The organism is Bacteroides sp. FSHCM14E1 (genome assembly GCF_019633785.1).
Classification (GTDB): Bacteria; Bacteroidota; Bacteroidia; order Bacteroidales; family Bacteroidaceae; genus Bacteroides; species Bacteroides hominis.
In genome coordinates this window covers 526838-551375 of the sequence record NZ_JADKYL010000001.1, presented here as the reverse complement: position 1 = coordinate 551375, position 24538 = coordinate 526838, and the positions used below count along the sequence as shown (strand labels likewise).

The following is a 24538-nucleotide window of genomic DNA, read 5'->3' as shown; positions in this document are numbered from 1 at the left end:
AGATAAAGTCATGAAAAAAATATTGTTTTTTACTTTGGGCTTGTTAGTGGCAGTGATTTCTTTCGGGCAGGATTCATTAGTAACAGATTCTACTCAGAGGATGGAAGGAGATTCTGTCATTATTCGTAATACGGAGTTTTCCAGTTCTAAATTAGAGGATGCTACAAAATCTGAAGGCGACAGTGCTTATATAAGAAATGATTTTGCATCTGCAATTCAAATTTATGAATCACTGTTACGTAAAGGAGAAGCAGCTGATGTATACTATAATCTTGGAAATAGCTATTATAAAGTCAATGAGATAGCAAAGGCTATTTTAAATTATGAAAGAGCATTATTACTTCAACCTGGTAACGGAGATATTCGTGCTAATTTAGAGATAGCTCGTAGTAAGACTGTTGATAAGGTGGAAACTGTGCCTGAGGTGTTCTTTGTGACGTGGACCAAAGCATTGATTAATAGTATGAGCGTAGATGCATGGGCTGTATGCGGTGTTGTGAGCTTCCTGTTGCTAATCGTATCTCTCTATTTCTTTATATTCTCAAAACAAGTGGTATTGAAGAAAGTGGGGTTTATTACAGGTATAGTCTTTCTAATAGTTGTTGTAATGACCAATGTTTTTGCTTTTAAGCAAAAAAAAGAATTATTGAATCGGGACAGTGCAATCATAATGAATCCTAGTGTTACGGTTAGGAGTACACCCAGTGAGAATGGTACTAGTTTGTTTATTCTTCATGAAGGGCATAAAGTTGATATTAAAGATAGCTCTATGAAAGACTGGAAAGAAATTCGTCTTGAAGATGGAAAGGTAGGATGGGTACCGGTTAGTTCGATTGAAATTATTTGAGAATAGAATCTATAAATATTTTATCAAAGTCCCTCTTTAATAGTATTGGATCTATTGAAGAGGGACTTTATTGTATTATAAGAAGTTACTATTGATTTAGATTGTTTTAGCAAAAAAAAGAGGCACTTTTTTTTGTTTTATCTTTTTTTTTTTCTTAAGTTTATAGCGTGATAATATAGTCACGTAGTATTAACCATTAAATTTATGAGACATGAGAACAATAACATTTAATGAACTTCGTAAAATTAAAGATTCATTGCCTAGCGGTAGCATGCATAGAATAGCCGACGAACTAAATTTAAACGTCGACACGGTGAGAAATTTTTTTGGTGGTCATAACTTTAAGGAGGGGAAAAGTGTCGGAATACATCTTGAGCCTGGTCCGGATGGTGGATTGGTTATGATTGATGATACCACTGTGCTTGATCGGGCATTAAGGATATTGGATGAATTGAATATGAGAAAAGAAGAAGCTACCGAAGCTATGCAGGCTTAAATAAAAGATAAAGTCAGAATCCCAATTGGCAAAAACAATTGGGATTTCTTATTTGTTGAATTCAATAAAACAAACGAATTATGGAAGACAAATTAGTAACTTTAGCTATTCTGACTTATACAAAAGCTCAGATATTGAAGAATGTTCTTGAAAATGAGGGTATAGAGACGTATATTCACAATGTTAACCAAATACAGCCGGTTGTGTCATCTGGTGTGCGTTTGCGTATTAAAGAAAGCGACTTGCCTCGTGCTTTAAAAATCACAGAAAGTTCAGCTTGGCTTGCTGAAAGTATAGTGGGAGAGAAGGCGCCTAAAGTAGAACACCGTACTAAAAAGGTACTTATTCCAGTCGATTTCTCTAATTATTCGATGAAGGCTTGTGAATTTGGCTTTAATTTCGCGAAATCTTATGATGCGGAGGTAATATTATTACATGTTTACTTTACACCAATTTATGCTTCATCACTGCCATATGGTGATGTATTTAATTATCAGATTAGCGATGAAGAGACCGTAAAGAATGTGTTGCATAAAGTTCATGATGATTTGAATGCTTTATCAGAGAAAATAAAACAAAAGGTAGCGTCAGGCGAATTCCCTGATGTGAAATATACCTGTGTGTTACGAGAAGGCATTCCTGAGGAAGAAATATTACGGTATAATAAAGAACATCGTCCTAGAATCATTATAATGGGTACACGTGGTAAAAATCAAAAAGATATTGATCTTATTGGTAGTGTAACCGCTGAAGTGATAGAACGTAGTCATACTACAGTATTGGCTATCCCTGAGAATACTCCATTTAATAGTTTTAATGAAGTGAAACGGATAGCTTTTATGACAAACTTTGATCAGCGTGATTTGATTGCTTTTGATTCATTTATCAATGGACTTGATCCATTTCATTTTTCTGTTTCTCTTATTCACTTATCAGATGTAAAAGATACATGGAATGAGATAAAACTGGCAGGCATTAAAGACTATTTCCAGAAGCAATACCCGGATCTTGAAATTCATTATGATGTGGTAATGAGTAATGATTTTCTGAATAGTTTAGAAAATTACATTAAAACAAATCAGATTGATATTATTACATTAACTTCTTATAAGCGGAATATATTTTCTCGTTTATTTAATCCAGGCATAGCTCGTAAGATGATATTTCATTCTGATACACCGCTCTTAGTTATTAATGGATGATCAAGCTCTCAAAATGCACGATTTAAAATAATGGAATAATCCACATTATGTTTAATAGAAAAAGGCAACTTACTTAAGTATAGTAAGTTGCCTTTTTGATAATGATAAATACACTATTTCTTATATTTTTCTGGAAAAATAAAGAGGTATCACTTTAGCTTGTGATACCTCTTTTTAAAGACAAGTTTTGTAATTTATATCTCTGATTAATCCATCAGTGAGATTAATTCATCAGTTTCTCTATAGCTTCAAATTCCGGTCCCATATTTAAGTTATAATAAACTCTATAAAGACCTTGCAGCCACAAATCTTTCTGATCAGGTTTTAGTTCTCTTGCTTTTTCGTAATACGGTTTAGCTTCCTCGTAGAACTTTTTGATGTTGGCTTGTGCTGTAGCATAATTCGGATCATTAATATCTGTTGGTGCTTTATCAGCATAGTCTTGTGCCTGTAGCAGATAGACTAATCCCAAGTTTGAGCATGCTTCTGCATATGTAGGGTCTACATCAAGAGTCTTCTTATAGAATTCAATTGCTTTCTCATAATCTTTCATATTATGATACAAATACGCTTTTACATACAAATATAATTTGTTGTTAGGATCTTTAGCCAACATGTCATTAGCAAATTGCATTGCTTTGTCATTCTGGTTAGAGCTACTATAATAATCAACCAGATTAGCAAAGAAATATTGATTTTCTGGGAATTTAACAATACCTTCCTGCAACTTCTCTACCCATTTGGCAGTATCGCCTTTAGCTTTATAAGCGTCTGTTAACAACTGCATTGCGAATTGGCCATTTTCTTTATCTTTCAAGGCATATTGAGCATATTTCATGACAGCATCCTTATCGCCTACTCTATCGGCAGCCAAAGTTGCATAATATGCTACTTGCGGTAAGATAGTGTCTTTTTCCAGTAGATTTTCTTTTTCTAACATAGGCAGTGTAGCTGCATCTACGTAAGCAGCAAAGAATTTTAATGCTTCTTCGTTTTGGTTTAGGTTAAAATACTGAATACCACCATTAATTAAATTGGGGCGTTCTGCCAGAATCGTTTTTGAGTTGGCACTTCTATATTTGTTTTTAATCTTACCCTTTTCATTGGGAATCTGTGCCAATTCGTCACATTTAACAAAATAATTATACATGTTCAGTACACTGTTGTATACCTTCAATGTATCATAGGGTTTTCTCAGATAAGCATTTTCCATCTCCTTTTCATTGATTCTTTTTTGGATATAACCAGCTACATCCCAAGTAGCTGCATTATCCTTTGTTTCAGGATTGGTTAGTGCTTCATTAATCAGCTGTTCAGCTTTTGCGAAGTCTGGTTTTACTTCACCGGCAATACTTTTCGCTTCTTTCACATTCTTTTCTTGAGCGAAAGCAAAACTTACAGCCATCAGTAAGACCATTGAAAATAATACTCTTTTCATGATTGTTGTTTGATTAATTATTAATATTATGTCTATTCTTCTGTTTCATTTACCAACGTGTCAGTTTCTGGATTACTTGGAATATTTCCCTCTCCCTCTTCTGCAGGAATTTCATCTTCCAAACTCTCTGACGTTACTTTACATACCGAGCCAATCTGGTCATTACGTTTCTCAAGATTTATCAGACGAACTCCTTGAGTTGCACGTCCCATAATACGAACATCAGCTACTTTCAGACGAATCGTGATACCTGACTTATTGATAATCATCAAGTCATTGTCATCTGTTACAGACTTAATTGTAACCAATTTGCCTGTTTTTTCGGTGATATTCATTGTTTTTACACCTTTACCACCGCGATTCGTTTTGCGATAGTCTTCAATATCGGAACGTTTACCATATCCTTGTTCTGAAACAACCATTACAGATTCTGTTTCAAGATCCTTGATGCAAATCATACCTATCACTTCGTCCTGTCCGTCATCATCCAATGTGATTCCTCGAACTCCAGTTGCTGTACGTCCCATAACGCGTACTGCTGCTTCATGGAAGCGTATTGCACGTCCATTACGATTAGCGATAATGATTTCATTGTTTCCGTTTGTCATACGTACTTCAATTACACGGTCGTCTTCACGAATAGTTATGGCATTTACACCATTCTGACGTGGACGCGAATATTGTTCTAATGATGTTTTCTTTATAACACCATTCTTGGTACAGAACAGTACGTAATGACTATTAATATATTTCTGATCATTCAAGCTCTTTACACGCAGGTATGCATTAACAGCATCGTCTGAATCTATGTTCAGTAAATTCTGTATTGCACGTCCTTTTGAGTTTTTGGTACCTTCGGGAATTTCGTATACTTTCAACCAATAGCACTTACCTTTTTGAGTGAAGAACATCATAGTGTTGTGCATTGTTGCCGGATAAATATGCTCAATAAAGTCTTCGTCACGGGTTTCAGTGCCTTTGGAGCCTACTCCGCCACGGTTCTGGGCACGGAACTCAGTTAATGGTGTACGTTTGATATATCCCATATGCGAAATGGTGATGATCATTTGGTCGTCTGCATAGAAGTCTTCCGGATTAAATTCTTCTGAAGAATATACGATTTCGGAACGTCGTTCGTCACCGTATTTAGCTCTTACTTCCAATAGTTCATCTTTAATCACCTTACGGCATACTTCATCATCAGCCAAGATACTTTCCAAATAAGCTATTTGCTTCATAACCTCGTCGTATTCAGCATGAAGCTGATCCTGCATCAAGCCGGTTAATTGGCGCAGACGCATTTCAACAATAGCACGTGCTTGAATTTCGCTCAGTTTGAAACGTTCCATCAGCCCGGAGATTGCGTCGTTAGGTGTTTTTGCTGCACGAATAATACGGATTACTTCATCAATATTATCCGAAGCAATAATTAACCCCTCTAATATGTGTGCACGTTCTTTAGCTTTACGTAGATCAAACTGGGTACGGCGAATGACCACATCGTGTCTATGCTCTACAAAATATACGATTAAGTCACGTAAATTCAGCATCTTAGGACGTCCGTTGACTAATGCTACGTTGTTTACACCAAACGAAGTCTGCAATGCTGTCATTTTATAAAGTTTGTTCAGCACTACACTTGCGTTAGCATCACGCTTGATATCGATAACAATACGCATACCTTCACGGTCGGACTCGTCATTAGCATTGGAGATGCCTTCTATCCTCTTTTCATTAACAAGGTCAGCGATTGCTTTGATCAATTCTGCCTTATTAACGTTGTACGGAATCTCTGTAACAACGATCTTGTCATGTGTTTGTCCAGACTCTATTTCGGCTTTTGCACGCATGACAACACGCCCACGTCCTGTAAGGTAGGCTTCACGTACACCACTTATACCATATATATATCCTCCTGTCGGAAAATCGGGTGCCTTTACGTATTCCATCAATTCCTCTACAGTAACATCTTTATTGTCAAGATAAGCTTCACAGGCATCGATGACTTCAGACAGATTATGAGGTGGCATGTTCGTGGCCATACCTACAGCGATACCCGAAGCCCCGTTGACCAGTAAGTTAGGAATGCGTGTTGGCATCACTTTGGGTTCCATCAGTGTGTTGTCAAAATTAGGCTCAAAGTCTACAGTTTCTTTGTAGAGGTCCTGCATCATTTCTTCACCTAATTTATTCAAGCGTGCTTCAGTATAACGCATGGCAGCAGGACTGTCACCGTCTACAGAACCGAAGTTTCCTTGTCCGTCTACCAACGGATAACGCATTGCCCATTCTTGAGCCATACGTACCATAGCAAAATATACGGAAGAATCTCCATGCGGGTGATATTTACCAAGTACTTCACCTACGATTCTAGCTGATTTTTTATAAGGTTTATCTGACGTATTTCCCAGTTCCATCATTCCGTAAAGAATTCTACGGTGAACGGGCTTAAATCCATCTCTAACATCAGGAAGGGCACGTGAAACGATGACCGACATGGAGTAGTCAATGTACGATGACTTCATTTCCTCCTCAATGTTAATCTTTATAATTCTGTCTTGTTCAAGCATTTAAAAAGATTATTAATTATACATTTGTGGCTTATGAAAAACCACGCTAAAGTACTACTTTTCCTTGATATACGAAAGTTTTAACGAAGAAAGTTTTTAGGCTTTTTAAAAGGGTCCGAAGTTAGTTCTTATAATATGATGATGCTTGTATACTGGCTGTATCAATTTCTTTTCTTTAGTAGTTTTTGTGTGTTTTATTGCTCTATTATATTATAATGTATAGAAATGAAAGAAATAATGGCACGACATTTGTTATATAACAAATAAAGCAAATGATGCATAAGCAAACGATATGAAATGCGTATATTTGCAAGTAAATAATCTCTTAGAAGAAGGAAGAAAAGTATGAATAATCAATTCTCACAAAAAGTTTCCGATATTATCGTATATAGCAAGGAAGAGGCCAACCGCCTGAGAAGTAGCTATATAGGCCCTGAGCACTTATTGCTCGGCATGCTTCGCGATGGTGAGGGAAAAGCAATCGAGATATTGTCTAAGCTCAAAACAAACCTGACCGACATAAAGAAGCAGATTGAGGCCATACTGAAAGAACATGCAGATGACATGCTGCTGCCTGATGCTGACGTTCCATTGTCAAATGGGGCTGCAAAGATATTAAAATTATGTATTTTAGAAGCACGTGTGATGAAAAGTCAAGTTGCAGATACAGAACATGTTTTGCTGGCTATTCTTAAAGATAAGGATAATTTGGCAGCTACAGTTCTTGAAGCCAACCATGTAGACTATCAGCAGGTGTTTGAACAATTGTCATTACAACCTGATATCAGTGCAGGTATGGGATTCACAGAGGATGATGACGATGAAGATGAGATGAATCAGTCTCGGTCCGCTCATGGAGCGGGTGAACATCAGCAACAAGCACAGACAGCTTCCAGAAAGCCGACAAATGATACTCCTGTGCTTGACAACTTCGGTACGGATATGACTAAAGCGGCCGAAGAAGGTCGATTAGATCCTGTTGTAGGACGTGAACGTGAAATAGAACGTTTAGCACAGATACTTAGTCGTCGTAAAAAGAATAATCCTATCCTGATTGGTGAGCCGGGTGTTGGTAAATCGGCTATTGTGGAAGGATTGGCGCTTCGTATTATTCAGAAAAAAGTGTCCCGCATTCTGTTTGATAAACGTGTGGTAGCGCTTGACATGACTGCTGTTGTGGCCGGAACTAAATACCGTGGGCAGTTTGAAGAGCGAATACGTTCTATTTTGAATGAATTGCAGAAGAATCCGAATGTGATTTTGTTTATAGATGAAATCCATACTATTGTCGGAGCCGGATCAGCTGCCGGATCGATGGATGCTGCCAATATGTTGAAACCAGCTTTGGCACGTGGTGAGATACAATGCATCGGAGCTACTACTCTTGATGAGTACCGGAAAAATATAGAAAAGGATGGTGCTTTAGAGCGCCGTTTTCAAAAAGTGATGGTAGAACCTACTACGGCTGAGGAGACTTTGCAGATTCTTCGTAATATTAAAGATAAATACGAAGATCACCACAATGTAAATTATACAGATGCTGCACTGGAAGCTTGTGTCAAGTTGACAGATCGTTATATAACTGATCGTAACTTCCCTGATAAGGCTATTGATGCATTGGATGAAGCCGGTTCACGTGTACATCTTACAAATGTCAGTGTTCCGAAAGAGATTGAAGATCAGGAGAAACTGATTGAGGAGGCTAAGAACAAGAAAAATGATGCAGTGAAATCGCAGAACTTTGAGTTGGCTGCCAGTTTCCGGGATAAAGAGAAAGAACTTACCACTCAATTGGATGTGATGAAAAAAGAGTGGGAAGAGCGTTTGAAAGATAATCGCGAAACGGTTGATGCAGAAGAAATTGCTAATGTTGTATCTATGATGTCGGGCATACCTGTACAGAGGATGGCGCAGGCTGAAGGTATAAAATTGGCCGGTATGAAAGAAGACTTACAGTCGAAAGTGATTGCTCAAGATGCTGCTATCGAGAAGTTGGTAAGAGCTATTTTGCGTAGCCGCGTCGGACTGAAAGACCCCAATAAACCAATTGGTACTTTTATGTTTCTGGGACCGACAGGTGTCGGTAAAACCCACTTAGCTAAAGAATTGGCTAAATATATGTTTGGCTCTTCGGATGCGTTGATTCGCATTGATATGAGTGAATATATGGAGAAATTCACAGTTTCGCGTTTAGTTGGTGCTCCTCCGGGATATGTAGGATACGAGGAAGGCGGTCAGCTGACAGAGAAAGTACGTCGTAAGCCCTATTCCATTGTTTTGCTTGATGAGATAGAAAAGGCACATCCTGATGTGTTTAATCTCCTGCTTCAGGTAATGGATGAAGGACGTTTGACTGACAGTTATGGCAGAATGGTTGATTTTAAGAATACGGTAATCATCATGACATCAAACGTTGGTACTCGTCAACTAAAGGAGTTTGGCCGTGGAGTCGGATTTGCTACACAAAGTCGCTTAGACGATAAAGAATTCTCGCGAAGTGTAATTCAGAAGGCTTTGAATAAATCATTCGCGCCTGAGTTTTTAAATCGAGTGGATGAAATTATCACCTTCGATCAATTATCATTGGAAGCTATTACGAAGATTATCGATATCGAGTTAAAAGGCTTATATGATAGAATAGATTCGATTGGTTATAAGCTGGTTATCGAGGATAAGGCTAAGCAATTCATTGCTTCTAAGGGCTACGATGTACAATATGGAGCCCGTCCGTTGAAGCGCGCAATTCAGGCTTATCTGGAAGATGGTTTATCTGAACTGATCATTTCGGCTTCTTTGAAAGAAGGAGATACAATAACTGTTTCTTTGAACGAAGAAAAAGGAGAGTTGGAAATGAATCATGAAGCCAAAACGACTGAATAGCTAAGTTATTTCCTTTGAGTATACGTCAAAATGTCAGACCTTCGGGTCTGGCATTTTTTTTGTCTGTATCTCTACAAAAAATAATTCGATTTAATAACCAGATAATTAAAAAATACACGTTATTATGCAAAAAGGTAATATTGGAGTTACAACAGAGAACATTTTCCCTATCATTAAAAAGTTTTTGTACAGTGATCATGAGATTTTCCTTCGGGAATTAGTCTCCAATGCTGTTGATGCTACACAGAAGTTGAATACACTGGCTTCTATCAGTGAGTTCAAAGGTGAATTGGGTGATTTGACCGTACATGTTTCATTGGGCAAGGATACTATTACCATTTCCGATCGAGGCATCGGTTTGACAGCTGAGGAGATTGATAAATATATCAACCAAATTGCTTTCTCGGGGGCAAATGACTTTCTGGAAAAGTATAAAAATGATGCTAATGCCATTATCGGGCATTTCGGTTTAGGTTTCTATTCCGCCTTTATGGTTTCTAAAAAGGTAGAAATCATTACCAAATCTTATAAAGAAGGTGCACAAGCGGTAAAATGGACTTGTGATGGTAGCCCGGAATTTACTCTTGAAGAGATAGAAAAGGCCGATCGTGGAACAGATATTGTATTGTATATCGATGATGATTGCAAAGAGTTCCTTGAAGAAGCTCGTATCTCTGCACTCTTGAAAAAATATTGTAGCTTCTTACCTGTACCTATTGCCTTTGGTAAGAAAAAAGAGTGGAAAGATGGCAAGCAGGTTGAAACCACTGAAGATAATGTAGTCAACGATACTACTCCTTTGTGGACTAAAAAACCGAGTGAACTTTCTGATGAAGATTATAAGAAGTTCTATCGTGAGTTGTATCCAATGTCTGATGAACCATTGTTTTGGATTCATTTGAATGTGGATTATCCGTTCCATCTGACAGGTATCCTCTATTTCCCGAAAGTAAAAAGCAATATTGACTTAAATAAGAATAAGATTCAGTTATATAGCAACCAGGTTTATGTGACCGATTCGGTAGAAGGTATTGTTCCGGATTTCCTTACTTTACTTCATGGAGTACTTGATTCACCGGATATTCCGTTGAATGTGTCCCGTTCATATTTACAAAGTGATTCAAATGTAAAGAAGATCTCGACTTATATTTCAAAAAAAGTTTCAGATCGTTTGCAGTCTATCTTTAAGAATGATCGTACACAGTTTGAAGAAAAGTGGAATGATTTAAAGATCTTTATTAATTATGGAATGCTTACCCAAGAAGATTTCTATGATAAAGCACAGAAATTTGCCCTATTCACAGATACGGATGGAAAGCATTACACTTTCGAAGAATATCAGGCTCTTATTAAAGATAATCAGACAGATAAAGATAAGAATCTGGTTTATTTATATGCCAATAATAAAGATGAACAGTTTGCTTATATTGAAGCTGCCAAAAATAAAGGATATAATGTGTTGTTGATGGATGGGCAGTTGGATGTGGCAATGGTGAGCATGCTCGAACAAAAACTGGAGAAATCTCGCTTTACTCGTGTAGACAGTGATGTTATTGACAATCTGATTGTGAAAGAAGATAAGAAAAGCGAAGTGCTTGAAGCCACTAAGCAAGAAGCTCTGACTGCAGCTTTCAAGAGCCAGTTGCCAAAGATGGAAAAGGTTGAGTTTAATGTGATGACTCAGGCATTAGGCGAAAATGGTGCTCCTGTAATGATTACACAAAGTGAATATATGCGTCGCATGAAGGAGATGGCAAATATTCAGGCTGGAATGAGTTTTTATGGCGAAATGCCGGATATGTTTAATCTGGTATTGAATTCTGATCACAAACTGGTAAAAGAAGTGCTGTCTGACGAGGAGAAAGAATGTAGCGCAGCTATTGCACCGGTACAAGCTGAATTGGATGAAGTGACAAAACGCCGTGATGCACTCAAGAAAAAACAAGAAGGTAAAAAAGACGAAGATATTCCTGTTGCTGAAAAAGATGAACTTAACGATTTGGATAAGAAATGGGATAATTTGAAACAACAAAAAGAATCGATATTTGCAGGATACGCAGGTAAGAATAAGGTTGTTCGTCAGCTGATTGACCTGGCATTATTACAGAACAACATGCTGAAAGGTGAAGCCTTGAATAATTTTGTAAAAAGAAGTATTGAGTTGATTTAGTCTATCACATTTAATTCATATAACATAAATTAAAAGAGCATTGCGCACGATAAAAGTGTCCGTAATGCTCTTTTTTTATTAATAAATGTGCGGTCAGAGTCGATAGATTAGAAACTATTGTATATATTTGAACGTTAAATCAACCATTTACACGATGTTTTGTTGAGCCTTATGAAGAAAGTTTTTTTATTGTTATTTCTCTTTTTACAGTTCTTACCAATGCTTGTCCACGCTCAGAAAGTTGGGTTAGTATTGAGTGGTGGCGGTGCAAAGGGGCTGACACACATAGGAATAATTCGTGCCCTGGAAGAGAATAATATCCCAATTGATTATATTACAGGTACTTCTATGGGAGCTATTATAGGGTCTCTTTATGCCATGGGATATTCACCTGATGATATGGAGACATTGCTGAAGTCAGATGACTTTAAACGTTGGTATTCTGGTGAAGTGGAAGAAAAATATATGTATTATTTCAAAAAGAATCTTCCGACTCCTGAACTTTTCAATATACGCTTTTCGTTCAAAGATTCACTTAATTTAAAGCCACAGTTTTTGCCAACCAGTGTGGTTAATCCAATTCAGATGAACCTTGTCTTTATCGATCTTTACGCACGGGCAACTGCTACTTGTGAAGGCGATTTTGATAAGTTGTTTGTGCCTTTTCGATGTATAGCTTCCGATGTGTATAATAAAAAACAACTTGTCTTAAAGCGTGGTGATCTTGGAGATGCAGTACGAGCCTCTATGAGTTTTCCTTTTATGTTTAAGCCCATTGAAATAGATAGTTTATTGGCATATGACGGTGGAATTTATAATAACTTTCCTACAGATGTCATGCGAGAGGATTTTCATCCGGATATAATTATAGGTAGTGTTGTTTCTACCAACCCGGGAAAACCGAAAGAAAATGATTTGATGAGTCAGATTGAGAATATGGTAATGCAAAAGACTGATTATTCTCTTCCGGATTCGGCTGGAATATTGATGACATTTAAGTACAACGATGTTAATCTGATGGATTTTCAACGAATGGATGAACTGGTGAAAATAGGATATGATCGGGCCATGGGCTTAATGGATTCTATCAAAAGTCGTGTTCATCGTAGAGTAAATATGGATAATATACGACTGAGGCGGTTGGTTTATAAAAGTAATTATCCGGAACTCCGTTTCAAAAATATATATATCGATGGTGCTAATTCTCATCAACAGGTTTACATAAAGAAAGAATTCCATACTTCAGATGATAAAGAGTTTACCTATGAGGATTTAAAACGGGGATATTTTCGTCTATTATCTGATAATATGATCTCAGAGATTATTCCTCATGCAGTTTTTAACCCCGAAGATGATACTTACGATTTGCATTTGAAGATAAAGATGGAAAATGAATTTTCTGTTCGTTTGGGCGGAAATGTGTCCACTACCAGTTCTAACCAAATTTATCTGGGACTTACATATCAGAATCTTAACTATTATTCGAAGGAGTTTACATTCGATGGACAATTGGGAAAAATATATAATAATGCTCAGTTTATGGCAAAAGTAGACTTTGCCACTACTATTCCTACTTCTTATCGCTTTATTGCTTCGATCAGTACTTTCGATTATTTTAAGAAGGATAAGCTTTTCTCTAAAAATGATAAACCGGCTTTTAATCAAAAAGATGAGCGTTTTCTGAAACTCAAAGTTGCTCTTCCTTTTCTTTCAAGTAAACGAGTGGAGCTTGGGTTTGGAATTGCACAAATAGAAGACCGGTATTTCCAAAATAATGTAATCGACTTCGATAAAGACAAATATGATAAAAGTGAATATCGTTTGTTTGGCGGTTCAGTAAGTTTTAATGGTAGTACATTGAATTTTAGACAATTTCCTACTCAAGGAGCACGAGAGGCACTCGTTGCACAGATATTTACAGGGAAAGAACGCTTTCGCCCTGGGGTGAATTCTGAGAGCAGGAAATCTACCGAAGAGAAACATTCATGGTTACAGTTATCCTATATGAAGGAGAAATACCATAAAATGGGAGCAAATTGGACATTAGGATGGTATCTGGATGCATTATATGCGTCTAAAAACTTCTCAGAGAATTATACAGCTACAATGATGCAGGCCAGTGAATTTGCACCTACTGCACATAGTAAATTAACATATAATGAAGCTTTTCGTGCCAATCAATATCTGGCAGCCGGGATACGGCCTATTTATCGTTTAAATCAGATGTTTCACGTTCGTGGAGAGTTTTATGGCTTTTTACCGATTTTTCCTATAGAAAGAAATCCAATTAATAAGGCTTACTATGGAAAAGCTTTCTCTCGTTTCGAATATTTGGGAGAAGTTTCAGTGGTATGTCAGTTGCCGTTTGGTGCAATCTCGGCATATGTAAATCATTATAGCTCACCGAAAAGGGAGTGGAATGTCGGTTTGACGCTCGGTTGGCAATTGTTTAACTATCGTTTCATCGAATAATTTATTTGCAAAAAAGTTTGCTGAAAGCTTGCAAATTCAAGAAAAGTCCGTATCTTTGCACCCGTTAAACAAAAACAATGGTCGCGTAGCTCAACTGAATAGAGTAGCTGACTACGGATCAGCCGGTTACAGGTTTGAATCCTGTCGCGATCACTTTAAAGTTTAACTAATGGCCGCGTAGCTCAACTGAATAGAGTAGCTGACTACGGATCAGCCGGTTACAGGTTTGAATCCTGTCGCGGTCACTCTAAAAATAACAAACGGTCGCGTAGCTCAACTGAATAGAGTAGCTGACTACGGATCAGCCGGTTACAGGTTTGAATCCTGTCGCGATCACAAAAGAAGGTGTCTTAAAAGGGTACCTTCTTTTTTTGTTATGCCGCCATTAGGATCATACCGGGATCAACGTAAGTTGATGGACTGTCTTTCTCTTCAAGAAAAACATCAATACGAAGAAGGCTGTGTGACAGAGGAAAGGTCTGGATATACAAAAAAAGAGTAAAGTCAATTTTTATGTAACTTTACTCTTTGCTTTCTTATAATGATTTAGTTATTAGCATTTTATATTTAACTCGTTAAGTACGTTTCGAATGGCTTCAAATGTTGTGATACGTGTTGGTACCAGTGGCAAACGAAGTTTATTCTCGATCATTCCCATTGCATTCAACATTGATTTTACTCCGGCAGGGTTTCCGTCTACGAATAACAGGTTAAATAACTCTGTAAATTTATGGTGTATGGTCAGGGCGTTGGCAAAGTCACCTTGCAATGCCAGGCGTGTCATCCTGCTGAATTCACGTGGAAAAGCATTTCCAATAACTGAAATAACCCCTACAGCTCCTAATGTGATTAAAGGGAAAGTAATGCCATCATCTCCGGAAATGACATCAAAATTGGCCGGTTTGTTTTTGATAATATCGTCCATCTGAGTGATATTGCCTGATGCTTCTTTAATTGCTATGACATTTTTGAAGTCTTTAGCAATGCGTAAAGTCGTTTCTGCGGTCATATTAACCCCTGTCCGGCCGGGAACATTATACAATACAATTGGAAGCTCTGTAGCGCCTGCAATTGCCTTATAATGTTGATAGATTCCTTCCTGTGAGGGCTTATTATAGTAAGGAACCACGGATAAGATGGCATCCACTCCGGTGAAATCATCATTTTTGAGTGTTTCTACGATAGCTCGTGTATTGTTTCCACCGACTCCTAATAGAATGGGAATTCTTCCGTTGACACGGTCGATTACCATTTTTTTGATTTTCTTTTTCTCGTCTTCGCTCAGAGTTGGAGTTTCGGCTGTCGTTCCCAGCACACACAGAAAATCTGCATTATTTTGAAGCAGATAGTCTACTAATCGCATTAATGCATCGTAATCAACGCTTTCATCCTCTTTGAAAGGAGTAATCAGCGCTACCCCCATTCCTTTCAATCTAGTCTGTATCATGAGTATTAATAATAATCTCTAAATAATTTGCTCGCAAAAGTACGAATATTTTCTTTTTTTACAGCAATAATAATATATAAAATAAGAATATAGCAGAAAAATGTTACAATATTAGCTTTAGAAATTCCTCTTCGTTCATAATTTTAATCCCCAGTTTATTGGCTTTTTCTAATTTAGCAGGTCCCATATTATCTCCGGCCAAGATAAAACTGGTTTTGGCGGAAATACTTCCCACATTTTTTCCTCCATGCTTTTCAATAAGATCTTTGTATTCGTCTCTTGAATGATGGGTAAACACACCACTAATAACGATGGATTGCCCGGCCAATTTGTCAGTATGCTCACTTAGATCTTCTTCCGGTCTGTATAACTGTAATCCTGCTATTTTCAATCGGTCAATTAATTTACGGTTTGAATCGTTTGCAAAATAGTTAAGAATACTCTGGGCAATTTTTTCGCCGATTTCATCGATGCTGACTAAAGTTTCCAAATCTGCATTTTCCAATTCTACTATGTCTTTGAATGATTTAGCTATTTTTTTAGCTACTGTCTCACCTACAAAACGAATGCCTAATGCAAAAATAACTCTTTCAAAAGGAATTTCCTTACTTTGCATAATTCCTCTGATGATGTTTTCCGCAGATTTGTCTCCCATACGATCGAGATTCTTAATGTCATCAGTCGTCAATTGATAAAGATCGGCTGTATTATGAATTAGATCTAAACGATAGAACATATCAACAGTTTCAGGGCCTAATCCGTCTATATTCATTGCTTTCCGGCTGATGAAATGTTCTATTTTTCCTTTGATCTGCGGTGGACAGGCAGTTTCGTTCGGGCAATAGTGGGCAGCTTCTCCTTCATATCTTATTAACTTGCTGCCACATTCCGGACAATGAGTGATGAATTTTACTTTTTCACCGATCATAAAACGGGCAGCAACATCTACGCCTGTGATTTTAGGAATGATTTCTCCTCCTTTCTCTACATAAACCATATCACCTATATGTAGATCGAGTCCTTCGATGATATCTGCATTGTGTAGAGATGCGCGTTTTACGACTGTTCCGGAAAGCTGTACCGGATCAAGGTTGGCTACAGGTGTAACAGCTCCGGTTCTTCCTACCTGGTAAGATACTGTATTCAGGCGAGTGAGTGCCCGTTCAGCCTGAAATTTATAGGCTATTGCCCAGCGTGGAGATTTGGCAGTGAATCCAAGATTTTTTTGTTGTTTGAGACTGTTAACTTTCAGTACGATTCCGTCTGTAGCAACATTTAAGTTTTTACGTTCTACGTTCCAATAATTAATAAAATCGAATACCTCCTGTAATGTTTGGCATTTACGCATTAGAGGAGAAATCTTGAAGCCCCATTTAGCCGCTTCTTGCAAGTTTTCATAATGTCCGTCAGTAGGCAAATTATCGCCAAGCAAGTAGTAGAGGTAGGCATCCAGTTTTCGGGAAGCCACGATTGCTGAGTTTTGTAATTTTAAAGTTCCTGAAGCGGCATTTCTGGGATTAGCGAAAAGAGGCTCTTCACGGGCCTCTTTTTCCCGGTTTAGCTCTTCGAAAACTTCCCATGGCATTAGGATTTCTCCACGGATTTCGAAAACATCCGGATAATTATTTCCATGCAGAACAAGAGGGATACTCCGAATGGTTTTTACGTTGTCTGTTACATCGTCTCCTTTTTCACCATCACCACGGGTTACGGCACGGATAAGTTTACCATTTTCGTAGGTCAAAGAGATCGAGGTACCGTCATACTTCATCTCGCAACAGATCTCAAAATCTTCATTCAATGCTTTTCGTACTCTGTCATAGAAATCGGTTACTTCATTCTCAGAATAGGTGTTTGACAATGAAAGCATTGGGTATTTATGAGCTACTTGAGTAAAGTTTTTATTGATATCGCTACCTACACGCATAGTAGGTGAGTTTTCATCTTTATATTCTGGATGTTCCTGTTCCAAAGTCTGGAGTTCTCTCATTAAGTCATCAAATTCTTTGTCGGAGATTTCCGGAGCATTCAGCACATAATAGTTGTAATTATGTTGGTGGAGTTGGATTCGAAGCTGATCTATTTTTTCTTTTACAGTCATATATTCTTTGGATTGTTTTAGGCAAAAATACGGGTTTCTCTTCGAATATTTGTACTTTTGCGAAAAATTAAAGATTATGCGTATCGATATTATAACAGTATTGCCCGAAATGATTGAGGGTTTCTTCAATTGTTCTATTATGAAACGGGCTCAAGACAAAGGGCTTGCTGAGATTTATATTCATAATTTGCGTGATTATACAGAAGATAAGTATCGTCGGGTAGATGACTATCCTTTTGGTGGATTTGCCGGTATGGTGATGAAGATAGAACCTATTGAACGATGCATTAATGCTTTGAAAGCAGAACGCGATTATGATGAAGTGATATTTACTACTCCGGATGGCGAGCAGTTTGATCAGAGGATGGCCAACAGTTTATCATTATCTGGTAATCTTATTATCTTATGCGGGCATTTTAAAGGTATTGATTATCGTATCCGGGAGCATCTGATAACGAAAGAAATTAGTATTGGAGATTATGTTCTGACTGGTGGTGAATTGGCTGCTGCCGTGATGGCGGATGCTATAGTGCGGATTATTCCGGGAGTAATTTCTGATGAACAGTCTGCTCTTTCTGATTCTTTTCAGGATAATTTGTTGGCAGCTCCTGTTTATACCCGTCCGGCAGAGTATAATGGTTGGAAGGTGCCTGAAATTTTGCTTTCAGGGCATGAAGCCAAAATTAAAGAGTGGGAACTTCAACAATCGTTGGAGCGCACCAAAAGACTTCGCCCCGATTTATTGGAAGACTAATTCTTATTGTATGTAAAAAAGAATGTCTTGCTAAAAGACAAGACATTCTTTTTTTATGAAACTATACTATTAATAATGGAATTTGTTTTCATGGAACTTCTCTATTTAATACCAGAATTTGTCTAACTTATTCCGGGATTAACAGAGAAAGGAATATCCATGTTTGAATAACTTTTTTATGGCTAATTGTGACGAAGGGCTATTATCTGTTTGTTACTATACCTCAAGTGCACCTATAATTTCAGAAACGGACTTGCATCCATGTCTTTCCAGGTAATCATTTATACCATCCATTACTTTGATGGTGATAGCCGGATCTATGAAATTTGCTGTACCAATCTGTACAGCTGAAGCCCCTGCAAGCATGAACTCGACGGCATCTTTCCAGTTCATGATACCTCCTAATCCTATGACTGGAATATTTACCGCTTTAGCAACCTGCCATACCATCCGTAATGCTATTGGTTTTACAGCTGCTCCCGACATACCTCCGGTTACGGTTGAAAGTATGGGACGTCTGCGTTCAGCATCAATAGCCATTCCCAGTAATGTATTAATTAATGATACACTATCGGCACCATTAGCTTCAGCTGCCCGTGCCATTTCGGCTATATCGGTAACATTGGGGGAAAGCTTAACGATAAGTGTCTTTTTGTAAGCAGAACGAACTGCCTGAACAACTTCTGATACTCCTTTAGTTGTTACTCCAAAAGCCATACCTCCTTGTTTTACATTAGGACATGAGATGTTTAGTTCGATAGCAGGAATTTTGTCAAGTTCATTAATAATCTCTGCCGTTTTTACATAGTCTTCAATAGCCGATCCGGAAACATTCACAATCATATGGGTTTGAATGTCCTTAATACGGGGATATATGTGATCAGAAAAATATTTCACACCCTTATTTTGCAGTCCTACAGCGTTTAACATTCCGGAAGGAGTTTCAGCCATGCGCGGATATGGGTTACCTTCACGCTTGTGAAGAGTAGTACCCTTCACAATGATACCGCCTATTCGCGTTATATCAATAAAATCTGCAAACTCTTCACCATATCCAAATGTACCCGATGCTGTCATTACGGGGTTCTTCATTTGTAGTTTACCAATATTTACACTTAAATCTGCCATAATAGTTTATTTATATTAAAAACCGGACCTTCTTTACAAACGCACAAATGCCCTTCTGTAGTATTCTCAACACAACAAAGACATGCACCTATGCCACATGCCATTGTATTTTCCAATGATACTTCACAATTGATATGATTAGCTTTGGCATATTTGGCTACTGCCATCATCATGGGCTTGGGACCGCATGTATATATCTGTTCGAAGTTTATTTTATTTAATATAGAATGTTGAGTGACATATCCTTTTTCGCCATAACTACCATCTTCTGTTGTGGTGTAAACCTCTCCGTAAGTGGTAAACTCTTCCAGTTGGAGCAGATCTTTGTCGCTACGTGCTCCTAAAAGGAATGTTGGTTTGCTACCGCTTTTGAAGAGCTGCTCGCCTAAATAAAGCATAGGAGCTGTCCCTACACCTCCACCTACTAATAGTAACTTGTCAGAAGGTGCTTTAGGCATTGTGAAACTACTTCCAAGCGGGAGTACTACATTTATTATATCTCCTTGAGTGGCTTGTGCAAGGCGTTTTGTTCCATCACCGATGAGTTGAATCAGAAACCATACTTCGTTACGTTGTCTGTCTACATAGTTAATAGAGATAGGGCGGCGCAGGAAGGTGGTAGGTGAACCATCCACCCGAATTTCCGCAAACTGTCCCGGTAGCATATCCGGGAGGACGGACTGAGATGTCAATTTCAGCAGAACATAATTAGAATGCAATCTGAGATTCTCAGTTACTGTCAGATCTAAAATAAATTTTTTCATGTATTGTGAGTAAATTCGTATTCGTGTTGCAAAGATACGGGAAATTGTGCAAACAGTGATTTATCTGTCTTATTTTTCTCCTCTGAATGTCTCGTATGTATTATCATCGAAGAAAATTCTTATTTCAGTGATTTTTCTGGAAGGCTTTTCTATATATCTAATTTCCTGTTTTACAATCTCTTTATGGGATGTTTCGGGGCTTTCTAACGCTATTTCTCTGCGATTTTCCGGAGCCATCGTCTCATTGGACGGAATTATAGCATTCTCAGCAAATAAAGAAGGCTGAAAATCGGAAGTCGGTTGAATGGTTTCTTCCGACATATTGCCGTGCCCATATAATAACCATTCCAAATTTACATAATTATATTTTTGATGTACTTTCATGATAACATCTAAACTGGGATTGTTGCGGCCATTCAAAATGTGCGAGAGAGTGGATTGTTGGATACCTATGCTTTCAGCGAAAGCACCGGAAGCCATATTCTCTTTTTCCATGATCATTTTAATCCTATCTTTTATTTCCATATCCTTTGAAGGTTTTACAAATGTATGACTTATATATTAATTCACAAAAGTAAATGACACATTTACTAATGCACAAAAGTAAAAAATAAAAATCACAAAAGCAAATTACAAATACATAATTCATATTTTACTATTGTAAACGCAAGATAGGACTTCCTCTTTAATTCTGTTTGTATTGCCTATACAGTCGTAACAATATATAAAGTATTACTTTATATAGATATTATAATATATTGATTTATTGCAATATGTATCTATGCATTTTATCTTGTGTTGCTTGTTTATTACAAATGTGTCCATATTTTCATGCATTAGTTGAATATTTGATTGATATATATTTTTTTTCTTATTGATTATTCTGTCATTAGCATGTAAAAAAGGAAATGTTAACTACTCCCCTATTACATCTACAAATGTAAATACACATATGTAATGTCGTCTATTTACATTTGTGCTATATTTATTTGCTATACAAAAATGATATTATTACTTTTGTAAATCCATATAAGGGCTATAGTCCTTATTCACAATTGTCATATTGTATCGTTATATATGCAACAAATAGCATGGGAGTTGCTTTTGTCTTTATGCCTATTGGATATAGATATAAAGAATAGCGTGTCATCATACCTTACATTTAGGCTATAATGCCAAATTTTTGCGTTATTTCCGTATGGTTGGTTATCCAAATGAAATTATTCGATTCTGAGGAAGTCAAATATTACCTAATTATTTGATATATAGAAGAATATGCTTGTTTTTTGATATATATTTTTTTTTATATTCTAGAAAAATGAATCTATACATAGAGAAATAGCATTATGATATAATTTATACTACTTTAGATAGCATTATGATGAAGCATTAGCACCATATCACACCCATATAGATGATTGATAGGAATCAGTATAATCACAATTTTATTATATGGGATATGTTATCTTCTTTTTGTTGATTTTTATATTGTTCTATTGGGAGTATACTTATTCGCCCCATGCAAAATCTGTTTTCTTTTAGAAGAAACAGAATACTATATTTAAGTTTTATATGTATGGTAGAGACAGGGAAAAGAGTGTAAAATTGATGTGAAGAATAAAGTGGATAATTATAGGAAAGTATATTTCGGATTATGAGGATATATTTACTCCCCATACACATATTTTATACCGGCAAAATATATGCATATAGGGAGTAGATTTAAAGTGGATTGTTTTTAATGAAGAATCTTGAAGACCAACTCGCGGAGGATGTCTCCATCACTAATTGAACCATTGCCCACACCTTTCGATTTAGCATCTGCATATCGTATTTCTCCTACAATTTGCATTGTTTTTACTCCACTGTATTTTCGCATTGCTGCCAGATAATCGCGAGCTTGCCATGGGGTTTTTAGTCCTAACATTGTGGCTACTCCTTGCTCTGATTTATCCGGTGCATAGTACGCTAACATAAGATTTGAGTAGAAATTAAATAGTAAAGAAAGTGTCATCTGTATCGGGTTTGTTTTAGGATTTTCCTCAAAGTATTTTATTATTTTATTAGCTTTGAGTATATCTTTCTCAACCAGTGCACTACGCAATTCAAAGTTATTATAGTCTTTGCTAATTCCTATGTTTTTCTCTATCTGTTCAGGTGTGACACGTTTTTGACCACTGGGTAATGTAATAATTAGCTTTTCCAGTTCGCCTGTTAGACGGCTGAGATCAGTCCCTACAAAATCGGCCAACATCGCAGTGGCTTTGGGTTCCATATCTATGCCTTTACGTTTCATGTACGAACTGATAAATGCAGGTAGTTGCGCTTCTTTTATCTTTTTAGATTCGAATAGGACACCTGCTTTTTCAACTTCTGCAGCTAATTTTTTTCTACGATCCAAAGTGCCATGCTTATGACAAATGACTAAGATAGTTGAATTTAATGGCTTTTGCAGATAATAAGATAACTCTTCTATATTGCGTATAGCTTGTGCTTCTTTTACTATTACAACCTGATGTTCGGACATCATCGGATAACGTTTAGCGGCATTAATTACGGTTGCTACATCCACATCCGCGCCATAAACCACAGTAAGGTTAAACTCTTTTTCTGTATCCGTCAATACATTGTCGGTGATATAATCGGCTATCAAGTCGATATAATAAGATTCTTCTCCCATCAAATAATAGATGGGGCGATATTGTTTGGCCCTCAATTCTTTGAGGATATCGTCGCAAGTCAGTTCTTGTTTTGCCATATAAATGTTGGTGTGGCGTTACCAGTCGAATTTCAAGTGTTTTACAGTTTTCTTTTCGTCAATAATCATTCGTAATGAAGCAATACCTATCTCTACATGTTCCTCTACATAGTTTTTAGTAACTATATTATCGCTTTTATCGGTTTTCACTCCTTCCGGAATCATAGGCTGGTCGGATACAAGCAGCAAAGCACCGGTCGGAATATGATTGGCAAAACCACAACTGAATAAGGTTGCTGTTTCCATGTCGACTGCCATTGCACGAGTTTTCTTCAGGTATTCCTTAAAGGCGTCATCATGTTCCCATATACGGCGGTTGGTTGTGTAGACGGTTCCTGTCCAGTAATCGCGTGCATAGTCGCGGATGGCCGATGATACGGCACGTTGTAACATAAATGCCGGTAACGATGGAACTTCGGGTGGAAAATAGTCGTTTGAGGTACCTTCTCCCCGGATAGCGGCAATTGGCAGGATCAGATCACCTATTTTGTTCTTTTTATCAATTCCTCCACATTTGCCCAGAAACAGACAAGCTTTGGGAGAAATGGCGCTTAACAGATCCATGATAATGGCTGCATTGGGACTTCCCATGCCGAAGTTGATGATTGTAATCCCTTCTGCACTGGCAGATATCATATTGGCATCTCTGCCAAAGATGGGAACATTAAATTTTTCCGCAAATATTTCTACATACTTGTTGAAGTTAGTCAACAGGATGTACTCTCCAAAGTCTTCCAGATTACGTTTGGTGTAACGGGGCAGCCAATTAGCTACGATTTCTTGCTTTGTTTTCATAAGATTCCATTAAATTTGTGCTTCCAATAACAGGAAGCCATTATTTAACTTACAAAAATAGTAAATGTTATCGTTAAACCTACCAGTATTTGACACTAAAATCGCCACTCGAAATGGAAAAAATGTTATTTTCGATGTGATTCGCCGTCGTTATGTCGCGTTGACCCCCGAGGAATGGGTCCGTCAGCACTTTGTACACTTTCTTATTGTCTATAAAGGATATCCGTCGTCTCTGATGGCCAATGAGGTGCTGTTGAACTTGAATGGAACCAAGAAACGATGTGACACAGTGCTTTATAAGCGTGATCTTACTGCCAGAATGATTGTTGAATATAAAGCTCCCCACATTGAGATCACACAAGCTGTTTTTGATCAGATTACTCGTTATAATATGGTTTTGAAGGTTGATTATCTGGTTGTCAGTAATGGTATGCAACACTATTGCTGCCGGATGAATTATGATACTCAAAGTTATTCATTTCTGGCTGATATTCCGGATTATGCTATCTTGTAAAATTAACAATGTTAACAGTGAATTCGGACCTTTATTGATTTATCTTTAGGAAGTTAATATCGTAATGACAGATTATTGTCTTCATAATTTGTTTATAATCAGAACTATTACCTAATAACTCAACATATTCCTATTTTTATGGAATAAGCATGAAAGCACTTAATTGTTTTTGTGATAAGTATAAGAAAAAGTCTATTGTCAT

Annotated in this window: 17 protein-coding genes and 3 tRNA genes; 11 read left to right on the top strand and 9 right to left on the bottom strand. The window is 37.3% G+C overall.

Features of this window, described 5'->3' with window-relative positions:
* Positions 1 to 10 precede the first annotated feature (10 nt).
* From ISX59_RS02360 to ISX59_RS02350, 3 genes are all read left to right on the top strand, one after another.
* Positions 11 to 847 carry a tetratricopeptide repeat protein gene (locus ISX59_RS02360; protein WP_032539273.1) on the top strand — a complete coding sequence of 279 codons (837 nt, stop codon included), beginning with the start codon at positions 11 to 13 and terminating at the stop codon, positions 845 to 847.
* A gap of 211 nt (positions 848 to 1058) precedes the next feature.
* Positions 1059 to 1343: a hypothetical protein gene (locus ISX59_RS02355; RefSeq protein WP_005777873.1), complete on the top strand. Its 285-nt coding sequence runs from the start codon at positions 1059 to 1061 to the stop codon at positions 1341 to 1343.
* Positions 1344 to 1423: 80 nt separating this feature from the next.
* Positions 1424 to 2545 carry a universal stress protein gene (locus ISX59_RS02350; protein ID WP_022011368.1) on the top strand — a complete coding sequence of 374 codons (1122 nt, stop codon included), beginning with the start codon at positions 1424 to 1426 and terminating at the stop codon, positions 2543 to 2545.
* A 223-nt stretch (positions 2546 to 2768) separates the two neighbouring features.
* Here ISX59_RS02350 and ISX59_RS02345 read toward each other — a convergent pair whose 3' ends face one another.
* Positions 2769 to 3983, bottom strand: a complete 1215-nt coding sequence (locus tag ISX59_RS02345) for a tetratricopeptide repeat protein (protein WP_005777869.1) — start codon at positions 3981 to 3983, stop codon at positions 2769 to 2771.
* Between the two features lie 32 nt (positions 3984 to 4015).
* Entirely contained in the window at positions 4016 to 6553 is a 2538-nt protein-coding gene (gene gyrA / locus ISX59_RS02340) for a DNA gyrase subunit A (protein ID WP_005806271.1), read from the bottom strand.
* 345 nt (positions 6554 to 6898) lie between these two features.
* Between gyrA and ISX59_RS02335 the strand changes: the two genes are divergently transcribed.
* From ISX59_RS02335 to ISX59_RS02310, 6 genes are all read left to right on the top strand, one after another.
* Complete coding sequence (locus ISX59_RS02335) at positions 6899 to 9433, top strand: ATP-dependent Clp protease ATP-binding subunit (protein WP_032539274.1); 2535 nt, start codon at positions 6899 to 6901, stop codon at positions 9431 to 9433.
* Positions 9434 to 9557: 124 nt separating this feature from the next.
* Entirely contained in the window at positions 9558 to 11603 is a 2046-nt protein-coding gene (htpG, locus tag ISX59_RS02330; protein ID WP_005806267.1) for a molecular chaperone HtpG, read from the top strand.
* Positions 11604 to 11822: 219 nt separating this feature from the next.
* Entirely contained in the window at positions 11823 to 14075 is a 2253-nt protein-coding gene (locus tag ISX59_RS02325; protein ID WP_233481297.1) for a patatin-like phospholipase family protein, read from the top strand.
* Positions 14076 to 14154: 79 nt separating this feature from the next.
* A tRNA-Arg gene (locus ISX59_RS02320) sits at positions 14155 to 14228 on the top strand.
* 18 nt (positions 14229 to 14246) lie between these two features.
* Positions 14247 to 14320 (top strand) — tRNA-Arg (locus tag ISX59_RS02315).
* A gap of 17 nt (positions 14321 to 14337) precedes the next feature.
* Positions 14338 to 14411 (top strand) — tRNA-Arg (locus tag ISX59_RS02310).
* Between the two features lie 217 nt (positions 14412 to 14628).
* Here the strand turns inward: ISX59_RS02310 and dapA are convergent.
* Together dapA and ligA are read right to left on the bottom strand one after the other, a co-directional pair.
* Positions 14629 to 15522, bottom strand: coding sequence for a 4-hydroxy-tetrahydrodipicolinate synthase (gene dapA, locus ISX59_RS02305; protein WP_005806263.1), 894 nt, complete (start codon positions 15520 to 15522; stop codon positions 14629 to 14631).
* Positions 15523 to 15625: 103 nt separating this feature from the next.
* Positions 15626 to 17623: an NAD-dependent DNA ligase LigA gene (gene ligA / locus ISX59_RS02300; RefSeq protein WP_005777859.1), complete on the bottom strand. Its 1998-nt coding sequence runs from the start codon at positions 17621 to 17623 to the stop codon at positions 15626 to 15628.
* Between the two features lie 76 nt (positions 17624 to 17699).
* On the opposite strand from ligA, the gene trmD reads away from it, so the two are divergent.
* Complete coding sequence (trmD, locus tag ISX59_RS02295; protein ID WP_005777857.1) at positions 17700 to 18377, top strand: tRNA (guanosine(37)-N1)-methyltransferase TrmD; 678 nt, start codon at positions 17700 to 17702, stop codon at positions 18375 to 18377.
* Positions 18378 to 18593: 216 nt separating this feature from the next.
* On the opposite strand, the gene ISX59_RS02290 is transcribed toward trmD, so the two are convergent.
* The 5 genes from ISX59_RS02290 to ISX59_RS02270 all read right to left on the bottom strand — a co-directional run bounded on the left by ISX59_RS02290 (position 18594) and on the right by ISX59_RS02270 (position 23822).
* The gene (locus ISX59_RS02290) at positions 18594 to 19505 is read right to left on the bottom strand and encodes a dihydroorotate dehydrogenase (RefSeq protein WP_005820340.1); all 912 of its coding nucleotides are present in this window, start codon (positions 19503 to 19505) and stop codon (positions 18594 to 18596) included.
* Positions 19493 to 20269 carry a dihydroorotate dehydrogenase electron transfer subunit gene (locus ISX59_RS02285; protein ID WP_032529693.1) on the bottom strand — a complete coding sequence of 259 codons (777 nt, stop codon included), beginning with the start codon at positions 20267 to 20269 and terminating at the stop codon, positions 19493 to 19495. Before ISX59_RS02285 ends, ISX59_RS02290 begins: the two co-directional genes overlap by 13 nt.
* A gap of 69 nt (positions 20270 to 20338) precedes the next feature.
* Complete coding sequence (locus tag ISX59_RS02280) at positions 20339 to 20794, bottom strand: helix-turn-helix transcriptional regulator (RefSeq protein ID WP_005806250.1); 456 nt, start codon at positions 20792 to 20794, stop codon at positions 20339 to 20341.
* A gap of 1213 nt (positions 20795 to 22007) precedes the next feature.
* Positions 22008 to 23027 carry a DNA polymerase III subunit delta gene (holA, locus tag ISX59_RS02275; protein ID WP_005777846.1) on the bottom strand — a complete coding sequence of 340 codons (1020 nt, stop codon included), beginning with the start codon at positions 23025 to 23027 and terminating at the stop codon, positions 22008 to 22010.
* 18 nt (positions 23028 to 23045) lie between these two features.
* Positions 23046 to 23822: an AMP nucleosidase gene (locus tag ISX59_RS02270; RefSeq protein ID WP_032544117.1), complete on the bottom strand. Its 777-nt coding sequence runs from the start codon at positions 23820 to 23822 to the stop codon at positions 23046 to 23048.
* Between the two features lie 64 nt (positions 23823 to 23886).
* Here ISX59_RS02270 and ISX59_RS02265 point away from each other — a divergent pair, with 64 nt between their 5' ends.
* Entirely contained in the window at positions 23887 to 24336 is a 450-nt protein-coding gene (locus ISX59_RS02265) for a type I restriction enzyme HsdR N-terminal domain-containing protein (protein ID WP_005777844.1), read from the top strand.
* Positions 24337 to 24538 lie beyond the last annotated feature (202 nt).

Excerpts from the sequence above, each read along its gene's own strand:
- holA (WP_005777846.1), bottom strand. The coding sequence starts at position 23,027 with ATGGCAAAACAAGAACTGACTTGCGACGATATCCTCAAAGAATTGAGG.
- ISX59_RS02335 (WP_032539274.1), top strand. The coding sequence starts at position 6,899 with ATGAATAATCAATTCTCACAAAAAGTTTCCGATATTATCGTATATAGC.
- ISX59_RS02285 (WP_032529693.1), bottom strand. The coding sequence starts at position 20,269 with ATGAAAAAATTTATTTTAGATCTGACAGTAACTGAGAATCTCAGATTG.
- trmD (WP_005777857.1), top strand. The coding sequence starts at position 17,700 with ATGCGTATCGATATTATAACAGTATTGCCCGAAATGATTGAGGGTTTC.
- ISX59_RS02355 (WP_005777873.1), top strand. The coding sequence starts at position 1,059 with ATGAGAACAATAACATTTAATGAACTTCGTAAAATTAAAGATTCATTG.
- ligA (WP_005777859.1), bottom strand. The coding sequence starts at position 17,623 with ATGACTGTAAAAGAAAAAATAGATCAGCTTCGAATCCAACTCCACCAA.
- gyrA (WP_005806271.1), bottom strand. The coding sequence starts at position 6,553 with ATGCTTGAACAAGACAGAATTATAAAGATTAACATTGAGGAGGAAATG.
- ISX59_RS02360 (WP_032539273.1), top strand. The coding sequence starts at position 11 with ATGAAAAAAATATTGTTTTTTACTTTGGGCTTGTTAGTGGCAGTGATT.
- htpG (WP_005806267.1), top strand. The coding sequence starts at position 9,558 with ATGCAAAAAGGTAATATTGGAGTTACAACAGAGAACATTTTCCCTATC.
- ISX59_RS02280 (WP_005806250.1), bottom strand. The coding sequence starts at position 20,794 with ATGGAAATAAAAGATAGGATTAAAATGATCATGGAAAAAGAGAATATG.
- ISX59_RS02350 (WP_022011368.1), top strand. The coding sequence starts at position 1,424 with ATGGAAGACAAATTAGTAACTTTAGCTATTCTGACTTATACAAAAGCT.
- ISX59_RS02325 (WP_233481297.1), top strand. The coding sequence starts at position 11,823 with ATGCTTGTCCACGCTCAGAAAGTTGGGTTAGTATTGAGTGGTGGCGGT.
- dapA (WP_005806263.1), bottom strand. The coding sequence starts at position 15,522 with ATGATACAGACTAGATTGAAAGGAATGGGGGTAGCGCTGATTACTCCT.
- ISX59_RS02290 (WP_005820340.1), bottom strand. The coding sequence starts at position 19,505 with ATGGCAGATTTAAGTGTAAATATTGGTAAACTACAAATGAAGAACCCC.
- ISX59_RS02345 (WP_005777869.1), bottom strand. The coding sequence starts at position 3,983 with ATGAAAAGAGTATTATTTTCAATGGTCTTACTGATGGCTGTAAGTTTT.
- ISX59_RS02270 (WP_032544117.1), bottom strand. The coding sequence starts at position 23,822 with ATGAAAACAAAGCAAGAAATCGTAGCTAATTGGCTGCCCCGTTACACC.
- ISX59_RS02265 (WP_005777844.1), top strand. The coding sequence starts at position 23,887 with ATGTTATCGTTAAACCTACCAGTATTTGACACTAAAATCGCCACTCGA.